16 protein-coding genes are annotated in these 17,356 nt (G+C 68.7%); 7 read left to right on the top strand and 9 right to left on the bottom strand.

Translation table 11 applies throughout. The annotated features are described in order from the left end of the window. Positions 1-149 precede the first annotated feature (149 nt). From XarjCFBP7645_RS06620 to proP, 5 genes are all read left to right on the top strand, one after another. Positions 150-608, top strand: coding sequence for an NUDIX hydrolase (locus tag XarjCFBP7645_RS06620; protein ID WP_104536641.1), 459 nt, complete (start codon positions 150-152; stop codon positions 606-608). Between the two features lie 289 nt (positions 609-897). Then, complete coding sequence (locus XarjCFBP7645_RS06625) at positions 898-2,034, top strand: alpha/beta hydrolase (RefSeq protein WP_181126196.1); 1,137 nt, start codon at positions 898-900, stop codon at positions 2,032-2,034. Positions 2,035-2,135: 101 nt separating this feature from the next. Continuing rightward, entirely contained in the window at positions 2,136-2,534 is a 399-nt protein-coding gene (locus tag XarjCFBP7645_RS06630; RefSeq protein ID WP_104536642.1) for a host attachment family protein, read from the top strand. A 21-nt stretch (positions 2,535-2,555) separates the two neighbouring features. Next, positions 2,556-2,891, top strand: a complete 336-nt coding sequence (locus XarjCFBP7645_RS06635) for a thioredoxin family protein (protein WP_104536643.1) — start codon at positions 2,556-2,558, stop codon at positions 2,889-2,891. Positions 2,892-3,250: 359 nt separating this feature from the next. Then, positions 3,251-4,741: a glycine betaine/L-proline transporter ProP gene (gene proP, locus XarjCFBP7645_RS06640; protein WP_104536644.1), complete on the top strand. Its 1,491-nt coding sequence runs from the start codon at positions 3,251-3,253 to the stop codon at positions 4,739-4,741. 131 nt (positions 4,742-4,872) lie between these two features. Here proP and XarjCFBP7645_RS06645 read toward each other — a convergent pair whose 3' ends face one another. Then, complete coding sequence (locus tag XarjCFBP7645_RS06645) at positions 4,873-5,346, bottom strand: SRPBCC family protein (protein ID WP_104536645.1); 474 nt, start codon at positions 5,344-5,346, stop codon at positions 4,873-4,875. A gap of 174 nt (positions 5,347-5,520) precedes the next feature. Here XarjCFBP7645_RS06645 and XarjCFBP7645_RS06650 point away from each other — a divergent pair, with 174 nt between their 5' ends. Continuing rightward, positions 5,521-6,309 (top strand): EcsC family protein, encoded by a 789-nt coding sequence (locus tag XarjCFBP7645_RS06650; RefSeq protein ID WP_104536646.1) that lies wholly within the window; start codon positions 5,521-5,523, stop codon positions 6,307-6,309. An 88-nt stretch (positions 6,310-6,397) separates the two neighbouring features. Here XarjCFBP7645_RS06650 and XarjCFBP7645_RS21340 read toward each other — a convergent pair whose 3' ends face one another. Continuing rightward, positions 6,398-6,754, bottom strand: a complete 357-nt coding sequence (locus XarjCFBP7645_RS21340; RefSeq protein WP_146096275.1) for a hypothetical protein — start codon at positions 6,752-6,754, stop codon at positions 6,398-6,400. 183 nt (positions 6,755-6,937) lie between these two features. Here XarjCFBP7645_RS21340 and XarjCFBP7645_RS06655 point away from each other — a divergent pair, with 183 nt between their 5' ends. Beyond that, positions 6,938-7,582, top strand: a complete 645-nt coding sequence (locus XarjCFBP7645_RS06655) for a DUF938 domain-containing protein (protein WP_104536647.1) — start codon at positions 6,938-6,940, stop codon at positions 7,580-7,582. 127 nt (positions 7,583-7,709) lie between these two features. Here the strand turns inward: XarjCFBP7645_RS06655 and XarjCFBP7645_RS06660 are convergent, their stop codons facing one another. From XarjCFBP7645_RS06660 to XarjCFBP7645_RS06690, 7 genes are all read right to left on the bottom strand, one after another. Then, entirely contained in the window at positions 7,710-9,614 is a 1,905-nt protein-coding gene (locus XarjCFBP7645_RS06660) for a carboxypeptidase regulatory-like domain-containing protein (protein WP_429001455.1), read from the bottom strand. Beyond that, a complete protein-coding gene (locus XarjCFBP7645_RS06665) occupies positions 9,586-11,853 on the bottom strand; it encodes a hypothetical protein (protein ID WP_181126197.1) in 2,268 nt (755 codons plus the stop codon). The genes XarjCFBP7645_RS06660 and XarjCFBP7645_RS06665 overlap by 29 nt, the downstream gene beginning before the upstream one ends. Continuing rightward, positions 11,850-13,037 (bottom strand): BatA domain-containing protein, encoded by a 1,188-nt coding sequence (locus XarjCFBP7645_RS06670; RefSeq protein WP_104536650.1) that lies wholly within the window; start codon positions 13,035-13,037, stop codon positions 11,850-11,852. Before XarjCFBP7645_RS06670 ends, XarjCFBP7645_RS06665 begins: the two co-directional genes overlap by 4 nt. Before the next feature lie 43 nt (positions 13,038-13,080). Then, positions 13,081-13,977 carry a DUF58 domain-containing protein gene (locus XarjCFBP7645_RS06675; protein WP_104536651.1) on the bottom strand — a complete coding sequence of 299 codons (897 nt, stop codon included), beginning with the start codon at positions 13,975-13,977 and terminating at the stop codon, positions 13,081-13,083. Between the two features lie 13 nt (positions 13,978-13,990). Further along, positions 13,991-14,983, bottom strand: coding sequence for an AAA family ATPase (locus tag XarjCFBP7645_RS06680; RefSeq protein WP_104536652.1), 993 nt, complete (start codon positions 14,981-14,983; stop codon positions 13,991-13,993). 213 nt (positions 14,984-15,196) lie between these two features. Next, positions 15,197-16,015 (bottom strand): DUF4159 domain-containing protein, encoded by an 819-nt coding sequence (locus XarjCFBP7645_RS06685; protein WP_104536653.1) that lies wholly within the window; start codon positions 16,013-16,015, stop codon positions 15,197-15,199. Then, a complete protein-coding gene (locus XarjCFBP7645_RS06690) occupies positions 16,012-17,346 on the bottom strand; it encodes a TldD/PmbA family protein (protein WP_104536654.1) in 1,335 nt (444 codons plus the stop codon). The genes XarjCFBP7645_RS06685 and XarjCFBP7645_RS06690 overlap by 4 nt, the downstream gene beginning before the upstream one ends. Between the last annotated feature and the right edge of the window lie 10 nt (positions 17,347-17,356).

Raw genomic sequence — 17,356 nt, forward strand, 5'->3', positions numbered from 1 at the left:
TGCGCGCATCCTCGCCAACATGGCGCTAAGGCAGCGTCATTGGTGTGGATCGGCGTGGAGAGCGCTCCGTACCATCATGCACTTGCAGATGCGTGGATGCACCACCTGCCCGCCGCACATCTGGGACACTACGCGGCACAACCTCCGGGATGCCTATGTCCAGCTCGATCGATACCGACCTTCGTCCACGCGTCGGATGCGGCGCCTTCATCCGGCGCGCCGATGGCCGCCTGCTGCTGGTGCAGCGCGGGCGTGTGCCCGAGCAGGGCCATTGGGGCCTGCCCGGCGGCAAGGTGGACTGGATGGAAACGGTGGAACACGCGGTGGTGAGAGAAGTGCTGGAAGAAACCGGCCTGCACGTGCAACTGCAAGATGTGCTGTGCATCGTCAGCTACTTCGAGCCGGACCTGGCGCCGCCGCAGCATTGGGTCGCGCCGGTGTATCTGGCCGTGACCCAGGGCAGCGAGCACGCCGTGCGCCGCGAGCCCGAAGCGATCGCCGACATCGGCTGGTTCGCGCTGGACGCACTGCCGTCGCCACTGACCACCTCCACGCTGCAGGCGTTGCAGCATCTGCCGCCCACCGCAGCGTCGGCACCTGTCGCCTGAGCGCGACGATGGGCTCGGTGCATGGCATCGACACGTCGGCAGGCGCAGTGTCGGCGCTGGCGGTCGCGAGATCTCGATGTCCGCTTGGATGCAGAGGAACACATGACCATGCTGCGATATCCAACGCTCGCGCACGCTTGATGCAATCATCCGATTGCACGCTGCGTTGTGCGTAGTTGCAGCATTTGCGTTACATCGCGTCGTTACATGCAACGGCATTGTCTGCACGCGATGCAAGCCGGCCGCTGCCGGTATCCTTGGCGGTTCGACTTGCCTGGGACGGCACTGCATGACACGTCATTGGTTGAACAAGACGCTGGCGCTCACGTTGATCTGTACCGCGTGCAGCATGCACGCAACCGCCGCCGAGCCGGCACCACCGGCCCCCGCTTCGGCCCCCGATGGCATCCGGCATGTGCCCGCCTTCGACCTGCCGGTATCGGAATATCTGAGCCCTGCCGCGCGTGCGCATGTGGCCGCCGGGGTGGCCCGCGTCGATCCGATGGACAAGGCCGACAACGCCACCTTGCTCAAGCAATTGCCGAGTCTCCGCGCCGACACCGAGCGTTGGGCCGAAGGCGTGATTGCGCAGCTGCGCACGCGCTACGCGGTGGAGATCACGCCCGAAACCTGGAATGGCGTGCCGGTGCTGCGGGTGGAGCCGCGCACGCGCACACCCGAGCAGGCCAAGCGCCTGTTGATCGAACTGCATGGCGGTAGCTTCGTGATGGGCAGCCCGGCCTCGTTCGGATTGATGGAAGCCATTCCGCTGGCGGCGATGACCGGCATGACCGTGGTCGCGGTGGATTACCGGATGGGGCCCGAGCACCATTTCCCGGCTGCCAGCGAGGATGTGGCGGCGGTGTATCGCGCTGCGCTCAAGACCTATGCGCCCGAGCGCATCGGCCTGTTCGGTTGTTCGGCCGGCGGCGTGCTCACCGGTGAATCGCTGGCGTGGTTTGCCAAGGAGCAGTTGCCGATGCCGGCGGCGGCCGGGCTGTTCTGCGCCGCAGGCGATGCGCGCTACCGCGGCGATTCGCGCAGTGTGGTGGCGGCAGTCAACGATGCCTTGTTGCCGGACAAGGCCGGTGCGTTGCCGATCTGGGAAGACCTGTATTACGGCGACAACGTGGACTTCCACGATCCGCTGGTCTCACCGGTGTTTTCCGATGCGGTGCTGCGGCAGTTCCCGCCGACGCTGTTCCTCACCGCCACGCGTGCTGCCGAGCTGAGCAATGCCGCCTACACGCATTCGCGCCTGGTGGACCTGGGCCGCGAATCGGACCTGCATGTCTGGGATGGGTTAGGGCACGCCTTCCACCTCACCAATGCACTGCCGGAGAGCCAGCAGGCGCTGCGGGTGGCGGCGCGTTTCTTCAGCAAGCACCTGGGTCTGCCGCCTCCGCCGCTGGCGGCACCACGCTAACGCCATGCTGACACCGGCTAGGCGCGGTGCTTACATCCTCTCGCCTAGGTTGAGGCCGACTGGCGTTGCACATGCAGCGCCGCTCTAACAAGGAGAATCGAATGAGTCTGCAAATTCCTCAGGGTGCGTTGGTGGTGGTGGCCGATGGCGGCGAAGCGCGCTGGTTCACCAACACCGGTAACGAGGCCAAGGTGGTGCTGCGCCAGCATGCGCGCACCGATGTGCAGAACGTCGACGACGATGGCCCGGCCGGCAAGGCGCCGCAGGATCTCAGCGAGGCGGACATGGACGAAATGACGTTCGCCAAGCAGTTGTCGCATGCCTTGAACGACGGCGCGCTGAAGCACGAGTACACGCATCTGGTGCTGGTGGCCGATCCGACGACGCTGGGCCGCGTGCGTCCGCTGCTGCACAAGGAAACGCAACAACGCCTGGTTGGCGATCTGGCCAAGGACCTGACCAATCTGCCGCTGGAAGACATTCAGCGCGCACTGTCGTAAGCACAACGGAGCTGTCACACGATGGGGTTTGTTCGCGACTACGCCACCCAGGCGCCCGAACGTAGCGCGGTGGATGCACAGGCCGGTCTGCAGGTGCTGGAATTCGGCACCGACTGGTGCGGCCATTGCATTGCCGCGCAACCGCTGCTGCAGAAATTGTTGGGTGGCGTTGCAGCGCTCGACTATCGCAAGATCGAAGATGGAAAAGGACGGCCCTTGGGCCGCTCTTTTCGTGTCACGTTGTGGCCGACCATCATCCTGCTGCGCGACGGTGTGGAAGTGGCACGCGCCGTGCGCCCGCAGACGCGCGAAGATCTGCAACCGCTGCTGTCGCAGCTGGGTGCGGCGCTGGTGTAAGCGAGTAACGCGCCTGATCGATGGCGCGTAAATATGGCAGGACATGCGCAGTGCAGCGAGGGCGCGATGCGCGCGCCCGATGCGCCAGATGCCTTGAAACAAGCGGTTTTCCGCGATGCTCCACCATCGCGGCTGCAGCGATCTGCGCGCTGTAGTACCATAACCGGCTGATCAAGCCCTTGGGCATTGCCCACCCCCTTGGTCATCTGTCCCGCAGCGTCGCTGAATCCACGCGGCCGTCCGGGAATGCCTCCGGCGTCATCTTGTGCATGTGCCATTGCCATGCCTGCGTGATGCGCCGTGTCCTGTGCGTTGCCGGGGCGAGCGGGCAGCGATGGCCGCACATGGAGACACAATATATGCACGACACGCGCGCGATTGCCTCGCACTTCGGTTGGTTCAAGCGCCGCCGCCAACTGCAACTGGACGAAGTCACCGTGGTGGATCGCGGCATGTTGCGCAAGGCCGTGGGCGCGGCCGCATTGGGCAATGCGATGGAGTGGTTCGACTTCGGCGTGTACGGCTATCTGGCAGTGACGCTGGGGCAGGTATTCTTCCCGGCCAGCAATCCCACCGCGCAGTTGATCGCCACCTTTGCCACCTTCACCGTCGCCTTCCTGGTGCGGCCGATCGGCGGGCTGGTGTTCGGCCCGCTCGGCGATCGCTACGGGCGGCAGAAGGTGCTGGCCGCGACCATGATCCTGATGGCCCTGGGCACCTTCAGCATCGGCCTGATTCCGTCCTACGCCAAGATCGGCCTGTGGGCACCGGCGCTGCTGTTGCTGGCGCGGCTGTTGCAGGGGTTTTCCACCGGCGGCGAGTACGGCGGCGCGGCGACCTTCATTGCCGAATACGCCACCGACCGCAATCGCGGATTGATGGGCAGCTGGCTGGAATTCGGCACCCTGGGCGGCTACATCGCCGGCGCCGCCACGGTGACGGCGCTGCACATGACCGTGACCCAGGCGCAGATGCTCGACTGGGGCTGGCGCGTACCGTTCCTGATTGCCGGCCCGCTGGGGCTGCTGGGCCTGTACATGCGCATGAAGCTGGAGGAAACCCCGGCATTTCGCGCCTATACCGAGCAGTCCGAACAACGCGAGCGCGAAACCGCCGCGCAGGGCCTGCTGACGATGCTGCGCCTGCATTGGCCGCAGCTGCTCAAGTGCGTGGGCCTGGTGCTGGTATTCAACGTCACCGACTACATGCTGCTGACCTACATGCCCAGCTATCTCAGCGTCACCATGGGCTATGCCGAGAGCAAGGGCCTGTTGCTGATCATTCTGGTGATGCTGGTGATGATGCCGCTCAACATCGTCGGCGGCCTGTTCAGCGACAGGCTGGGTCGCCGGCCGATGATCATCGGTGCCTGCATTGCGTTGTTCGCGCTGGCCATCCCCTGCCTGCTGCTGATCGGCAGCGGCCATGACGGCTTGATTTTTGCCGGCCTGATGCTGCTCGGCCTGGCGCTGGTGTGCTTCACCAGTTCGATGCCGTCCACATTGCCGGCGCTGTTCTACACGCCGGTGCGCTACAGCGCGTTGTCGATCGCCTTCAACGTGTCGGTGTCGTTGTTCGGCGGGACCACGCCGCTGGTGACCGCCTGGTTGGTGGAGCGCAGCGGCGACCCGATGGTGCCGGCGTACTACCTGATGGGCGCGGCGGCGATCGGCCTGGTGACCATGTTGTTCGTGCGCGAAACCGCCGGCCTGCCGCTGCGCGGCTCGCCGCCGGCGGTGGCCACCGATGCCGAGGCGCGCGCGTTGCTGCGTGGCGACAGCCCGGTGACGGTGGACGCGCAGTTGCCTGGCAGCCCAGCGCCAGCCATGGGCCAGCCGCGCACGGCATAGGCGGACTCCGGGCGAGCGACCGCTCCATCACGGGTTCGCCGGTGCGGCCGGCACGCAAAGCCGCGTGGTCTGACGCAGCGGCGGCAACCGTGCACGCCGCGATGGCAATGGGTGCCTGCAGACAGTTGCCGCTAGCGCGGCGCGCGGCCGCCGCTGTCGGGCAGCGCAGGGCTGCGCATATCGGCCGACGGCATGCCTTCGCCGGTTTCCACATAGCGTTTGAGACTGCTGCCCAGGAAGAAGCGCCAGCCGCGGGCGCAGGCTTCCTTGCAGGGCGAGTCGCGGTAGCCGGAGTGTTCGAACTCCACCTGCGTGCCCTGGCTGGTCGGGCGCAGGTCGAAGCGCATCACCGTGCCCTTCCAGGCGTCGGTGTCGAGCATGTTGGAGGCGTGGCAACGCCAGCGCACCAGACGGTAGTCGGCACCGTCGTCGATGCTCAACTCCACCCGCCAGCCTTGCCGGCTCCAGTCCAGCCGCACCCGGTCCTCGACCAGGCTCACCTCGCGCGTCCACCAGCGAGCCAGTTGCCTGGGCTCGGACAACGCGGCACAGACCACCTCCGGCGCGGCCGCAATGACGACGCTGTGGCGGATCTCACGATTCATCTGGTCAGCATTGGCTGCATAGAGCCCGATGATCGCGCATTTTGCCGGCCAATTGCAGAAGGGCTTTTTTTGCCGGCCGAGTCCGCTCGTCTGGCGCTCACGTGGCGCTGGGTACCATCGGCGCAAGCCCCCCAACGACGAAGAGCAGGCATGACGACGCTTCCGATCCCGGTGATGGACGTTGCCGCGCAACGCGATCTGGCCACCGCGCACGCGCTGTTGGAAAACCCCGGCGTGGCCGCCCAACTGGCCAATGCACTAGGCGCGCCGATCGAGAGCCTGATCACCCGGCGGCTGCCGAAACTGGTCACCCGCAGCATCGATGGCGTCACCCGCCGCGCGCTGCAGGTGGCGATGAAATCGGCGTTACTGAGCCTGCGCGGCAAGACCGATTTGCAACAACCTGCGTCTACCGCACGCCACACCCTGGCGGTGGCTGTTGCCGGCGGCGCGGGCGGATTCTTCGGCCTGCCCGGCCTGCTGGTGGAGCTGCCGGTGACCACCACGGTGATGCTGCGCTCCATCGCCGATATCGCACGTTCCGAAGGCGAATCGCTGCACGATCCGGAAACCGCGCTGGCCTGCCTGGAAGTGCTGGCGCATGGCGGACGCAGTGTCAGCGACGACGGCGCCGAGTCGGGCTACTTCGCGGTGCGCGCGGCGATGGCGCAACAACTCAGCGCTGCGGCGCATTACGTCGCAGCGCACGGGTTTGCCAGCAAGGGCGCGCCGGTGCTGGTGTCGCTGGTGTCGCGCGTTGCGGCCAGGTTCTCGGTCAATGTCGGCGAAAAACTCGCCGTGCAGGCGGTGCCGCTGGTCGGTGCGGTCAGCGGCGCAACGCTCAATACCGTGTTCATGCGCCACTTCCAGGCGATGGCGCGCGGTCACTTCATCGTGCGCCGGCTGGAGCGGCGTTATGGCGAGGATGCGGTGCGACGCGCGTATGAGGCATTGACAAGCTGACTGGTGAAAGCACCGAACCAGCAAGGATGGGGACAGATCCTTGCGGTCCGGAGCCGCTATCGGTTGACGCGCAGGTTCTTGCCTGAGTTCACAGAGGTTGCGGTGTACAGAGTGCGCGCGCACTCGCCGAACCGATAAACTGATTGTTGGCGTCGCTCACCATGACATTGGCGGTGATGAAGGTATTGCCACGTGGGCAATAAAAATTGCAATCCTCGCTATTGGTGCAATTTCTGGGGAAGATGGCGCCAGCAGTATTGTTGAATGTCCATGCATATTTGAATGGCGCTGGTGATCCTGGGCTGTCTACGCCAGCCCAGCAATAATCACTGCCTGTGCAGTCGAGTATTACAGTCGAAGCTTGTGCATTTGCAGTGGGTGCGGCAGCAAAACTCGCAGCAATCGCTAGCAAGCTCGTGGTCAAAAAAGCAACGGCCTTGTTCATGCAGATCTCCTCCGGAGTATGTCCCCGCGTCATCACGCACAAACGATAGCGAGGCATTTGGGATGGGTATCGCTAAATCGATGGGCATGCGCCTGCGTGAAAACCACCGATGAGCGCATGAGCTCGTTGGATGTTTTGCATCCATAATGCAGAGACGTCCTGACGTTTCTCTTGATATTCCTTATGACCAAGCCGTTCTCACCTGCATCCGCACGCAACCGCGATCCGATCCTGGAGGTGTTGCAACGGCACTTTGCCGACCGCCGCAATGTGCTGGAAATCGGCGCCGGGACCGGGCAGCACGCGGTGCATTTTGCGGCGGCGATGCCGTGGTTGCGCTGGCAGGCCAGCGATCATGCCGACCATCTGCCGGGGATGACGCAGTGGCTGGACGCGGCGGCATTGCCGAATACGCCGCCACCGATTGCATTGCAGGCGGTGCTGACGCCGACACCGGGTTTGGCACCCGCTCCACCATTGCCGCCTGTGCAGGCAGGCGCGCCTGCCGGCTATGACGCTGTCTATAGCGCCAATACCTTGCACATCATGGGCTGGCCGCAGGTGCAGGCGTTGTTTGCGGGGCTGCCGGCAGTGATGGCAGCGGATGCGCTGCTGGTGGTGTACGGGCCGTTCAACCGCGATGGTCAATTCACCAGCCAGAGCAATCGCGCGTTCGATGCGATGTTGCGCGTGCGCGATACCGCATCGGGCATTCGCGATGCCGAAGCGGTGGATGCACTGGCGGCGTCGGTGGGCTTGCAGTTGATCGACGACGTGGCGTTGCCGGCGAACAACTGTTGCCGGGTGTGGTCGCGCCAGTCGCGTTGAGGTGTGTCGCCGATGGTCTGCCGATGTTGCAGCACCGCTGTTTCCCAACTCAATGCATTTCAAGTACGACTGTCTGAAAGCAGCACCGCACGCGATCTTGCGCTGATGTGGCCATGCACTGCCGCAGTCAGCGCCTGCGTCGTTCCAGCCACCACACTGCTGCGGCCAGCGTGAGCCAGGCCAGCAGCCAGGGCCAGCGGGTGCCGGGCTGCGGTGTTGGCGCGTGGAGGGTCGCGGGCGTGTCGATGGCAGCCATGGCAACGGTGGCGTCGCGGGTTTGCTGGGTACGCAGCGCGGGGGCGTCGCCCGGCGCGCGGACATAGAGCCAGCGGTGTTCGGTGCCGGTCTGCAGACGATGCCAGCCGGCGGTGGTCGGCCAGTAGGCGGCGCAGGCCCGGGCGCCGCTGGCCGGATCGATCAGCAGCGCTTGGGGCGTACCGGCAGGGCCGGTGACGCCTGCGTCCACGGCGGCGCCGCATAACGTCATGCGGTGTTGCGACCAACCCGTCTGCACTGCAGCGGGCGCGCTGCCGCCTGCGCGGGCGACTGCGCTAAACAGCTGCGCCCACAGCGCGGCATGCAGGTCGCCGCGGCCGGCCAGGACCAGGGCAAAGCTGTCTTCGATCAGGCCGATGCCGATGCGGCCGCGGCCTTGCGGCCGCCACCAGCCCAACGCGCTGCCGTCGTCTGCGCGTGCGGCGATCACGGCATCGGCCTGTTGCGGCTGCAGGGTGCGGCGTTGCAGGGGCGGCAGTGGCGTGGCGTCGGCCGGCGCTGCGGCTGGGTCGATGGCGCCGGGCGATGCCAGCGCCCGCGGCGCGGGGACCGCGATGCCGGTGCTGCCGCCTGTCACGGCCAGGCCCAACTCGCCAAGCGCGGCGCGGGCGGCAGCATCCAGGGGGCCGTCGGTGCGCACCAGCACGCCCAGGCCACGGCCGATCGCAGCGCGCACGCCCTGGCGCTGCGCGTTGCCCAGGGCGACTAGGCGGCGCTGGTCGATGACCAGCAGGTCCAGCGTGTCCAGGCTGGCGGCATCCAGCGCGATGCCCTCGCCCAGTTGCATGCCCGGGCCGACGGCGATCTGGCTGCGCACCTGCATGCCGGCATCGCTGGCCCAGCGGCGCAGGTATTTCAGTTCCGGCTGCGGTGCGCCGGCCAGCAACAGCACGCGCGCGGAGGGCACTGCGGCGATCAGCACCGGCACCTGTACCCGGCTATGTTCGGTGCCTGCGGCATCGCGCAGGCGCAGCGCGAACAGCACCTGCCCCGGTGCGCGCGCCAGGCCACGCAGCTGTACCTGGCCGGCCGCATCGGCGGTGGCGGTGTCGACCACCTGCCCGGCGGGGTCCAGCAACTCCACCCGCGCGCCCGGCAGGCCCTGCACGCGCGCGCTGATGGCGATGCGTTCGCCGGGTGCGGCCGGTGGCGGCGTGGAGACGGCGACCAGACCGGTCGGCGCCGGAGCCAGCGCCAGCCGCACAGGGACGCGCAGGCCGTCGCGGTCGCGCGCCGGCAGGCCGCTGCCATGCACGACCAGGGCGGTGGTGCCGGGCGCGCGCCGCAACGCGGTGGCCAGGTCCGGTACGCGTGCCACGCCGGGCAAGGCGGGCGCCTCGGGCAAGGCGACCCACGGCGCAGCATCCGGGCGAACCTGGTCTGCCCGGGTGCCTGCGCTGGCGACATGCAGTTCGCTCGCGCTGCCGGCACGCGGCGGCGGCAGCAGCACCGGGTAGAGCAGGCCGGCCAGGAGCGGTTGGGCTGCGAGCAACAGCCACAGCCGGGCGCGCGTGCGTGGTTGCCGTGCATGTGCGCGCAGCAGCCGGAACCAGCTCACCATCACCAGCAGCAGCAAGGCACTGCCGACCAGCCAGGGCAGCGCGAGCGTCATGCCGGCGGCTCCGCTTGCGTGCATCCAGCCCGCCGTGGCCCCAGGCGCCGGGTTGCCGCGCGCGCGTGCAGCAGGCGCAAGCTGCCGCGTGCGGTCAACCGGGGCGGTGGCAGCATCATGGTTGCGGCTCCTGGCGCAGGGCATCCAGATAGCGCTGGCCGCGCGCGTCGGCAGGAGCGCGTCGGTGCAGCGGGGCCGGCGGGGCGACCAGCGTGCGCCAGACCTGGGCGCGCAGCTGGGCGCGGCAGCTGGCGCAAGCGGGTTCGGCGCGCAGGGTTTCCACCGCCGCGGCCAGGCCCAGCGGATCCTGCAGGCGCTCCTGATGGGTCTGCAGCCACTGCGCGTAACGGGCCAGGGTGGCGTCGGGTACCGGGGCCTGCTCGCCGAGGGCGTCCCACAGCTGCAGGGCGGACGGGTCCGGGTCCGGGCGGCTGTCCAGGCCGGCGGCACGGTCGCCCAGGCCGGCGCGGTCGCCGCTCAGGCGGCGGCCGGGGTCGATCGGCGGCAACTGCGTGCCGACCCGTGCCAGGTAGATGCGTTCGGCCTGCTGCACCTGCTTGATGAAGCCCAGCGCCTTGTTGGCAAACGGCAAGGCACGCTCCGGGTGGCCCTGGCGCAGCTCGCCCTCGGACTGCCACATCTGGTCCAGCGCGGCGCGCAGCAGCGCGCGGGTCTGCGGGTCGAGCAGGGTGGCGGCTTCGGCATGGTCGTGGGTGTGCCCGAACTCGGACAGCACGTCCTGCGCCTGGCCGAAGCCGCCGCGCTCCGGCGCCCCGTCGCCATGCGCATGGTCGTGGTCGTCCAGCGCGGCAGCGCCGGCCTCGGCGGCGTGCTCGTGCGCATCGTGCCCGTGTCCGTCCCGGGCGGGCGCGGGCGCCGCAGGCGTTGCCGGCGCATCCGCGGTGGGCATGTCGGCGGTGGGCAGAGCGTCGGCCGGGGCGTCGCTGGTTGGCGCTTCGTCGGCGGTCGGCGGGCCCTTGGGCGCGCCTTCGCTCTCTTCGCCCAGGAACTGGCCGTAGCGCAGCCGCAGCAGGCGCTGGTCCACGCCGATGGCGTCGGCGCGCTTGAGGTAGGTGGCCGCCTCCAGGCGCGGCTTTTCCTTCAGCAGCGCCTGCGCGTCGATGATGATCTGGCGCTGGCTGCGGAAGTAGGCCGGCAAGGCCTGCTTGACGCTGGCCTCCAGGCCGGCGGCCATGGTCTGCTCCGGCGGTGGCCAGCGCAGGATCACGCTGGCGCTGCGGCCTTCCTGCGGGCCGGGCTGGCGGGTGTCGTGCACGATGAGCTGGGCGATCAGGTCGTCGCCGGCGGCCATGCCCAGCGCCTGCGGCTGCAGCGTGGTGGAAAAGCCGCGCTGCCGGGCCGGGCCGCTGCCGTTGAGGGTGCGGCGCTGGGTCTTGAAGGTGATGTTCTCGCCGCTGCCCTGGGCCAGGGTCAGGCGCAGCTCGGCGCCGGCGGCGACCGCGTAGTCGTCGCTGGCCTCGAAGCGCAGCGTCCAGCCGCGATTGCCCGTCTGGGACGGCGTCCACAGCACCAGGCTCTGTTCGGGCGTCAGCACGCGCACCTGCGGCGGGCGGTCCGGCAGCACGTCGAGGCGGTGCAGCTGGCGGTCGACCGGCGCGCCGTCGATGAGGATGCGGTACAGGGTGGCGCGCTCGGCGACCCACTGGCCCTGCCATCGATCGGTCTTGCCTTGCCGGGCCAGCGCAACGCTGCGGCCGTCGCTGAGCCGCAGCGCCACGCTGCGCGGGGCCGGGTTGACCTGCAGCTGCCAGTCCAGCCGGGTGCCGGTCGGCACGCGCGCATCCAGCCCGGGCAGGCGTGCGGGCGGCAGGCCGGTGTAGGCGGGCGGGGTGCTGTGCAGCCGCGCCTGACCCAGCGTGGGGGCGCCGGTGCCGGCACGGGCGGCGGCGATCCGGTCGTTGGCTGCGGTGGGCAGGTAGGCGGGGTGCGGCCACAGCAGCACCGCTATGCAGGCGAGCAGGCCGGGCAGGCCCCATGCCCAGGCGCGCCGCCGCGGCCAGGCCGGGCGCAGATCGCGCGGGGTGCTGCGCAGGCGCTGTTCCAGGCGCCGGCGTTGCAGGGCCTGCAACGGGCCGAGCTGCCCGGCCGGGGCGAACAGCAGGTCGCTGCTGTCTTCCAGATCCGCGTCGCGATCCAGCCGGCGGATCAGCCAGGCCTGGTCCAGCCGGCGGGCCGCCAGCAGCGCCGCGCCGATCAGCACCAGCAGGCCCAGGAGCAGCAACGGCAGGATCGCCGGCTGCGCACCGGCGCGCCACGCCAGCAGCGCCGGCAGCACGGCCAGCGGCAGCCCGCACAGCAGCACGCCTGCGGCCTGCCGCCGCCGCGCGGCCTGCCAAGCGTGGCGCAGGGCCGGCGTGCTCATGCCGCGCTGCTCCGGCGGGGCGCGGTGGCCAGCCAGCGTTCGATCGCAAACAGCAGCAGCACCAGGCCGATCAGCCATGGCGCCAGCGGCCAGGGGGCGCTGGCCAGGCGGATGGCGGGGCCGCGCTGCGGCTGCTGGGTCTGCGCCAGTGCGCGCTGTGGTGCGGGTGTCGACTGCAGGGCGTCGTGCAGGCGGGTGGGGAAATCGGCGTCCAGCAGCGCCGGCAGCCGCTGCGGCTGCAACGGCGCGGCCCAGCGCAGCAGGCGGCCGCGGCCAACCGTTGCGGCATCGATCAGCGCGGCGCCGTGTGCGTCCTGCAGCAGCGCTTGCAGCGGGCCAGCCAGTGCGGGCGGGGCCGGGGTCTGCGCATCGAGCAGCAGCTGCCCGCCGGCCGCGACCCAGGCGATGACCGGCGCCGGCGGTGGGCGCTGCGACTGCCATGCCACCACCGTGCCGGCTGGCCAGCGCGCCGGTTCGGCCGCGCTGGGGGCGCTTACCGGCAGCGCGCCGGGCAGTGCCCAGGCGGCATGCACGGCGCGCAGATAGCGCAGGGCCGGGTCGGCGGGGGCGTCGGCGATTGCCTGCAGCCGCAACGGTGGCACGGGCGCCACGGCGGCCGCCGGCGACTGGCCGGGCAGCACCTGCCAGCGCACCTCGCGCGACAGCTGCAGGCGTTGCGCATCCAGCGGCCCCCACTGGCTGGGCACGATCACGCTCAGCGCGGTCTCCGGCGGCAGGCTGGCATCGAGTTCGCGCAGCAGGCTGCCGACCGGCGGCGCGGTGCCGGCGGGCGTGGCGGGTGGGTGTACCGCATCGGCAGCGATCGGCGGGAAGCCTGGGGCCAGCCACACCCACTGCGCGTTGGCCGCGTGGCCGAGCGCCCGGGCCGCGGCCAGATCCACGCCGGGGCTGACCACGACGCGCGGGCGGGCCTGCAGATGATCGCGCAAGGCCGGCTCGGCCAGCAGCAGCGCCACTGCGGCAAGCAGCAGCAGGCGCACCAGCAGCAGCGGCCATTCGTCGAAACGCAGCCGATGCCGGGGCCGTGGTAATGCGCGCAGCCAGCGCAGTGCGGCAAAGTCGGTGGGCCGATGTTCGCTGCGTCGGGCCAGATGGATCAGCAACGGCAGCAGCAACGCGGCCAATGCGGCCAGGCCGGCGGGGAACAGCAGGAGCAGGTTCACTGCTGCGCTCCCTCAGCTGCGGCGCTGGCGCCGGTGTGCCGGCTCATCGCCGCGCACCGTGTGCAAACAGCTCGCGCAATGCCGCATCCGGTGGCGCATCCAGATAATGCCGCGCGTGCGCAATGCCGGCCGCCTGCCAGCGTGCCTGCAGCGCGCGCTGGGCAGCGCCGAAGCGTTGCAGATACGCAGCGCGCATCGCGGCGCCGTCGCCGAGCAGTTCTTCGCCGGTTTCCGGGTCGCGGAAGCGGTGCCCGCCGCTGAAGGGGAAATCGCGTTCGTCGCAGGTCAGCACCTGCAGCTGCATCACTTCGCGGCGTGCGGCGGCGAGTTTTTCCAGCGCGCCGAGCAGGTCCTGGTCGAAGCCGTCGCCGATCGACAGCACCAGCGCGTGTGCGGCGATGCGTTCCCACAGTGGACGCAACGCGTCCATGCCCGGCCAGCGGCCACCGGCGCGCAGCCCGTGCAGGGCCAGCCAGAGCCGGTCGCGCTGGCGCGGCCCGCCCCCGGCCGGCACGGCCACCAGGCCATTGCCATGCACCGCGAACAAGCCGACCTGGTCGCCTTGCTGCAGCGCGACCTCGGTGGCGCACGCGGCCAGGGTCGCCATCGCCTGCAGGCGCGTGACCTGCGGGCGCGCCTGGTCGGCCTGGCCGGCGGAGGCGGTGGCATCGAGCAACAACCACAGCGTCAGCGGGCTTTCGCGCTCGGCCTCGCGCACGAAGAAACGGTCTGAACGGGCGTAGAGCTTCCAGTCGATCTGGCGCAAGGCATCGCCGGGTTCGTAGGCGCGGTACTGCGAGAATTCCAGCCCGGCGCCGCGGCTGCGGCTGGCGTGCTGGCCGATCCCCTGTGCGCCCTGCGCCTGCCGCGCACGCAGCTGCAGGCCGCGCAGGCGGCTGCGCAGCTCGGCAGGAATCAGTGCCGGCACGTCCATGCTCACGCCGCAACGCGCCTCACGCGGGGAATGGCACGGCGCGCAGCAGCGCGGCGACCACATCGTCGGCGCTGCGTTGTTCGGCCTCGGCGGCGAACGACAGCAACAGGCGATGGCGCATCACCGGCGCGGCCAGCGCGATCACATCCTCGCGGGTGGCGGCAAAGCGACCATGCAGCAGCGCACGCGCCTTGGCCGCCAGCACCAGCGACTGCCCGGCACGCGGGCCGGCGCCCCATTTGATCCACTGGCGCACGTCCTCGCTGGCCTGCGGGCCGGGGCGGCTGGCCCGCACCAGGCGATTGATCCAGGTCAGCAGATCCGCGCCCACGTGCACGTGCCGCACCTGTTGCTGCAGCGCCAGCACGCTGTCGGCGTCCATCACCCTGGGCACCCGCGCGCTGCCGGTGCCGGTGGTCTGGCTCAGGATGTCGCGCTCTTCCTGCTCGCTGGGATAATCCACCCGCACATGCAGCAGGAAGCGGTCCAGCTGCGCCTCCGGCAACGGATAGGTGCCGGCCTGTTCGATCGGGTTCTGCGTGGCCAGCACGAAGAACGGCGCCGGCAACGCATAGGTGGTGCCGGCATAACTCACCGTGCGCTCGCTCATCGCCTCCAGCAGCGCGGCCTGGGTCTTGGGCGGGGTGCGATTGAGCTCGTCGGCCAGCAGCAGGTTGGTGAAGATCGGGCCCTGCTGGAACCGGAACTGCCGATGCCCGGTGCCGTGATCTTCCTCCAGCAGCTCGGTGCCGAGAATGTCGCTGGGCATCAGGTCGGGGGTGAACTGCACGCGGCGGAACTGCAGCTCCAGCGCCTGCCCCAGCGAGCGCACCAGCAGCGTCTTGCCCAGGCCGGGCGCGCCTTCCAGCAGGCAGTGGCCGCCGGCGAGCAGGCCGATCAGCAGTTGCTCCACCACCGCGTCCTGGCCCACCACCGCCTGCGCCAGGGCCGCACGCAACGCGCCGAGTTGGGAGAGTTGCCGGGTGAGGATGTCGTCGTCGGGGGAAGTCATGGGGGAAGTCTCGTTATGTGGCTGCTGGCGTAGGAGCGCGCTGGCGCGACCCGTTTACCGGTCGATCTTCGTTGCGTAACGGCGGCGTTGGATGTCGTGCTGTCGGTCCGCAGTGCCCGCAAACCATTACGCGATTTCCATAGGAGCGCGCTTGCGCGCGATGCGGCGTTACCGGTACGGCATCGCGCGCAGGCGCGCTCCTACGGGGCGATCTCAATTGGTCAATGCATACATCACGATGTTCACTGCGAACTTGGTGTTGTCTTCGGCCAGGAAGCGTTTGTTGCGCCAGTCGTAATCCCATTCGCAGCCGTAATCCTTGTTGCTGTACAACACGCCGAGCCGGCCGTCGATGCTGATGCCCCTGAGATAATCGTGCACCAGGTCGTCGCCCCAGCCATTGAGCTCGAAACTGGTGGCCGGCGGGCCGTCGGGGAATTTGAAGAATGCGCTGTAGAGACGATGGTTGCTGGGCAGTTTCTGCAGCGCGGTCTTGCCGAAGATGGATGTCATCTGCGCCTCGAACGAGGTGGCGAACAGGCCGTCGATATCGTGGTTGCAATCGTCCACGAACACGAAGCCGCCATTGCGCACATAGCGCTCGAAGTTGCGCCGTTCGGCGGGATTGAACTCCACCAGCTTGTGCCCGGACAGATAGCAGAACGGCGCCTGCAACATGCGCGGATCGGCCAGATCCAGCACATGTTCCTGCGGGTCCACGCGCAGTTGGGTGTAGTCGATCAGCGAGGTGATCAGGTTGGACGGCATGCGCGCATCCACATCCCAATCGCCCGAGTCGTACCGCAGCCGGGTAAACCAGAAATCGTAGTTGCCCGCAGCGCGCGCGCGCCGCGGTAACGCCAACGCAGCGACGCTACCGAGCAGCAATCCAAGGAAATGACGGCGCGTCGCGGGCGCCGCCAGGGCGTGTAGACCGGGAACGGGATGTGCGGGAAAACCATCGGACCGCGAAGAGCTTGCTCCGCTCTCCCATTCCCGATTCCCCACTCCCGATTCCCGGCTCTCAGTCACACCGCATCCGACAACGAGGTAAACGTAAAATCGCGCAGCCGCATCGGCGGAATCATCATCACGTAGCTAGATTCATCGCCACCCACGCGCACCGGCCTGCCCAGCTCGTCGATATTGTTGAGCATGATGATCGGCGATTCGTTGAAGCGGAAATTCTTCACCGGGTACTTGATCTGCCCGTTCTCGATGTAGAAGGTGCCGTCGCGGGTCAGCCCGGTCAGCAGCACGGTCTGCGGGTCGACCATGCGGATGTACCAAGTGCGCGTGACCAGGATGCCCTTCTCGGTGCCGCGCACCAGCTCGGCGATGTTCTTGTCGCCGCCGGCCATCAGCAGGTTGCCCGGCTCGCCGACCGCGCGCTTGCCGTTCTTCTGCGCCCAGAACCGCGAATACTGCAGGTTGGCGATCTTGCCGTTCTCCACGATCGGCATCTTCTCGCGCGGCAGGCCTTCCTCGTCCCACGGCAGCACGGCGGCACGCGCATCCCACGGGTCGGCGGTGATGTTCACGCGCGGGTCGTAGACCTGCTCGCCCAGCTTGTTGCCGCCGCCCTTCTTGGACAGGAAGCTGCGGCCCTCGTCGGCCATGCGCGCATCGAAGTAGCGCATCATGAAAGAAATCAGGCCTGCCGCCGCTGCCGGCTCCAGGATCACCGTGTACTTGCCCGGTTCCAGCGCCTTGGCTGCGGACGAATCGCTGGCCTTGCGCATGGCGATGCGGATGTCCTGCTCGGCCTTGAAGTCGGCGGCATCCTTGAGGTTGCGCCCCACCCAGCCCGAGCCGCGGCCGTCTTCGGTGCGCACGGTGCAGGTGTAGTCGAACCGCGCGCCACGCTGGTAGCCGAAGTTGCCCTTGCTGTTGGCGAACGCGGTAAAGCTCTGGCCATCTTCCAGGAAGCCGGCCGCGATCAATCCCTTGCCCTTGCACGGGGCGATCGAATCGGCGGCCACCTGCGCGCGGAATGCCGGGTCGATGGCGGCGGTGGATTCGCTGAAGGTGGGGCTGGGCCTGTAGGTCTGCTTGTCCACCGCCGGCATGAATTCCGGGTTTTCCGGTGCCAGCCGTGCCAGGTCTTCGGCACGCCGCACCACCCGCTCCAGCGCGGCGTCGTCGAACTCGTTGATGGTGGCGATGCCCACGCGCTTGCCGAACGCCACCTGCACCTGCAGGTCGGTGTTGTCGACGAGGCCGCTGGTGGACACGTTGTTGAGTGCGAAACGGATATTGCCGTCGATCGAGCCGCTGAGCGTGGAGGTGCACTCGTCGGCCTTGGACAGCTTGATGACCTTGTCCAGAATGGCCTTAGCCTGCGCTTCGGTAAGGATGCTCATGTGGGTTTCT

It is taken from the genome of Xanthomonas arboricola, from assembly GCF_002940665.1.
In the GTDB taxonomy this organism is placed as follows: Bacteria; Pseudomonadota; Gammaproteobacteria; order Xanthomonadales; family Xanthomonadaceae; genus Xanthomonas; species Xanthomonas arboricola_B.

Bases quoted from the DNA above. Each gene is read 5' to 3' on its own strand.
- XarjCFBP7645_RS06625 (WP_181126196.1), top strand. From the start codon at position 898: ATGACACGTCATTGGTTGAACAAGACGCTGGCGCTCACGTTGATCTGT.
- XarjCFBP7645_RS06655 (WP_104536647.1), top strand. From the start codon at position 6,938: ATGACCAAGCCGTTCTCACCTGCATCCGCACGCAACCGCGATCCGATC.
- XarjCFBP7645_RS06650 (WP_104536646.1), top strand. From the start codon at position 5,521: ATGGACGTTGCCGCGCAACGCGATCTGGCCACCGCGCACGCGCTGTTG.
- XarjCFBP7645_RS06635 (WP_104536643.1), top strand. From the start codon at position 2,556: ATGGGGTTTGTTCGCGACTACGCCACCCAGGCGCCCGAACGTAGCGCG.
- XarjCFBP7645_RS06680 (WP_104536652.1), bottom strand. From the start codon at position 14,983: ATGACTTCCCCCGACGACGACATCCTCACCCGGCAACTCTCCCAACTC.
- XarjCFBP7645_RS06630 (WP_104536642.1), top strand. From the start codon at position 2,136: ATGAGTCTGCAAATTCCTCAGGGTGCGTTGGTGGTGGTGGCCGATGGC.
- XarjCFBP7645_RS06660 (WP_429001455.1), bottom strand. From the start codon at position 9,614: ATGCCCTGCGCCAGGAGCCGCAACCATGATGCTGCCACCGCCCCGGTT.
- proP (WP_104536644.1), top strand. From the start codon at position 3,251: ATGCACGACACGCGCGCGATTGCCTCGCACTTCGGTTGGTTCAAGCGC.
- XarjCFBP7645_RS06620 (WP_104536641.1), top strand. From the start codon at position 150: ATGCCTATGTCCAGCTCGATCGATACCGACCTTCGTCCACGCGTCGGA.
- XarjCFBP7645_RS06665 (WP_181126197.1), bottom strand. From the start codon at position 11,853: ATGAGCACGCCGGCCCTGCGCCACGCTTGGCAGGCCGCGCGGCGGCGG.
- XarjCFBP7645_RS21340 (WP_146096275.1), bottom strand. From the start codon at position 6,754: ATGAACAAGGCCGTTGCTTTTTTGACCACGAGCTTGCTAGCGATTGCT.
- XarjCFBP7645_RS06690 (WP_104536654.1), bottom strand. From the start codon at position 17,346: ATGAGCATCCTTACCGAAGCGCAGGCTAAGGCCATTCTGGACAAGGTC.
- XarjCFBP7645_RS06645 (WP_104536645.1), bottom strand. From the start codon at position 5,346: ATGAATCGTGAGATCCGCCACAGCGTCGTCATTGCGGCCGCGCCGGAG.